Source organism: Streptomyces sp. FH025 (assembly GCF_017427025.1).
Lineage (GTDB): Bacteria > Actinomycetota > Actinomycetes > Streptomycetales > Streptomycetaceae > Kitasatospora.
Map to the genome: position 1 here is coordinate 1 of NZ_JAFLNG010000954.1, position 2365 is coordinate 2365.

The 2365-nt window shown below is 73.4% G+C and carries 2 protein-coding genes; one reads left to right on the plus strand and one right to left on the minus strand.

What is annotated here, in order from left to right; all coding sequences use genetic code 11:
* On the plus strand, positions 1-826 hold an 826-nt coding region (locus J0670_RS36050), incomplete at its 5' end, for a hypothetical protein (protein WP_243438008.1).
* 10 nt (positions 827-836) lie between these two features.
* On the opposite strand, the gene J0670_RS36055 is transcribed toward J0670_RS36050, so the two are convergent.
* Positions 837-2365 (minus strand): M4 family metallopeptidase (locus J0670_RS36055; RefSeq protein WP_207816917.1); only part of this gene is annotated, 1529 nt, incomplete at its 5' end.

A 2365-nucleotide genomic window follows, 5' to 3' on the forward strand; every position in this document is an offset into this window, starting at 1 on the left:
GCCCAACCCGCCGCTCTGGCAGCCGGGCCCCGGCGAGATCCAGCCGGACGTCAAGCGCCGCGCCGTCGAAGCGGTCGCCGCGCTCGGCGCCTGGCCGCCCGGCGGGCAGGGCACGGAGGCGGCCCGGGCCCGGGTGGCGGCGCTCGGCCTGCCGCCCGCGCTGGCGGACGCGGCCGGCCCGCTCGCCCCGGCGGCGCCGGAGGCGAGCCTGGAGGTGGTCGACGCCCAGTACGGCGGCATCCTCGCCGACTCGGCGAGCGTGCTGGTGGTCTGCCGCCAGTGGACCAGGGCGTCCGACGGCTCGGTGGCCGAGGGCGGCACCACGGTGGACGTCCGGCTGAGCCGGGCCGAGCCGCGCTGGACCGTCACCGGAGTGCACCCGGGCGAGCCGGGCCCGGCCGCCGCCTCGCCCGCCCCGGCGGTGGCCCGGGTGCTGGCCGAGCCCAGGATCGAGCTGCCGCCCGGGGCGGCAGCCGACCTGCGCGCCGGCGGCGTCCACGACAGTGTGCTGGAGGCGATGCTGCGGCTGGCCGGGCCGTACAGGCTGTCGGTGAGCGTGGTGCGCAGCGGCCATCCGTTGGACGTCTTCGGGACGACCCGGCCCAGCGACCATCCGCTGGGCCGGGCGTTCGACGTCTGGCGGATCGACGGCCTCGCGGTGGTGGACCCGGCCACGCCCCGGCGGCTGGTCGAGTCCTTCATGCGGGACGCGGCCGCGGCCGGTTCGTACAACGTGGGCGGGCCGGTGGCGATCGAGGGCGTCGGCAACCAGTTCTTCACCGACGACACCCACCACGACCACGTCCACATCGGGTTCGACCACTGACCTCCAGCGGTCAGTTGACGCTGACGGCGCTCCAGGCCGCGGCGACCGCGTTGTACTCGGCGCTGCCCGATCCGTACAGGTCGCGGGCGGCGTTGAGGGAGGCGGCGCGGGCGCCCTTGTAGGTGGTCGTGGAGGTCATGTAGACGGTCAGCGCGCGGTACCAGATCTTGGCGACCTTCTGGTTGCCGATGCCCGCCACCGTGGAGTTGTTGCAGGTGGGGCTGGTGTAGGTGACGCCGTTGATGGTCTTGGTGCCGCTGCCCTCGCTGGCGAGGTAGAACCAGTGGTTGCCGACGCCCGAGGAGTAGTGCACGTCGAGCTTGCCGACCGAGCTGCTCCAGCAGTCCGCCGAACGGCCGTCCAGCGAGGGCTTGTCGAAGCGGCGCAGCCACGGCGGGGTGGACTGGTCGCTGAACAGGTAGTCGCCGGTGTCGACGGGGTTGTTGGCGTACCACTCGACCATCGTGCCGAAGATGTCGCTGGTGGACTCGTTGAGGCCGCCGGACTCGCCGCTGTAGCGCAGGTTGGCGGTGGCGCTGGTGACGCCGTGGGTCATCTCGTGGCCCATGGTGTCGAGGTCGACCTGCTCGGGGTCGGTGCTGCCGTTGCCGTCGCCGGTCATCATGCAGAAGCAGGTGTCGGACCACTGGGCGTTGTCCCAGTTGGTGCCGACGTGGACGAAGACGGTGGCGCCCTTGCCGTCGTTCTTGATGCCGCTGCGGCCGTGCACGTTCTTGTAGTAGTCGTACGTCCAGGCGGTGTTGGCGTGGGCGTCGACGGCGGCGGTGGCGCGGTTGGAGGAGAACTTCTTCCCGTCGCCCCAGACGTTGGTGGCGCTGGTGAACGCGGTGCCGGAGCTCGCCTTGAGGGAGCTCGCGGAGAGGTTGCCGGCGTCCTTGGTGACGTGGCCGCGCACCGGGTCGGTGAGGGTGTAGCCGCCGCTGACCGGGGTGGTGTCGAGGGTGATCGTGCCGGTGTACTCGGAGTTGCCGGTGCCGGAGGCCTGGTGCTCGGCGTCGAGGGCCTCGATCTGCTCGCCGGTGGTGGCGTCGGTGACGACGATCTTGCCGGCGGGCTGGCCGTGCTCGCCGGTGCCCTCGACGGTGGTCCGCCAGGCGAGGCGAGGGGTGCCGTCGGCGGCCCAGACGACCAGCTCGGGGGTGCTGACGGCGTCCTTGATGCCGGGGGCGGCGGAGAGCGCGTCCGCGGCGCCGTGCTGTGCGGGCACCTTGGGGACGGTGGACCTGACGGCGGCGTCGTGGGCGGCCGCGCGGGTGGAGTCCTTGAGCCGGCCGCGGGCGTCCTGGTGGACGACGAGGTCGCCGCCGACCACCGGCAGGCCCTGGAAGGTGCGGTCGAAGCGGACGTGCGAGGTGCCGTCGGCGTCGAGGACGACGTCCTTGAGCACGAGGTCCTGGCCCGAGCCGAAGCCGAACACCCCTGCGTTGCGGGTGACGTTGGCGCGGGCCTGGGCTATCGCGGCGTCCCGCGCGCCGGGGGCGGCGGAGGCCGCGGTGGTGGGGATCGCGACGGCGGCGA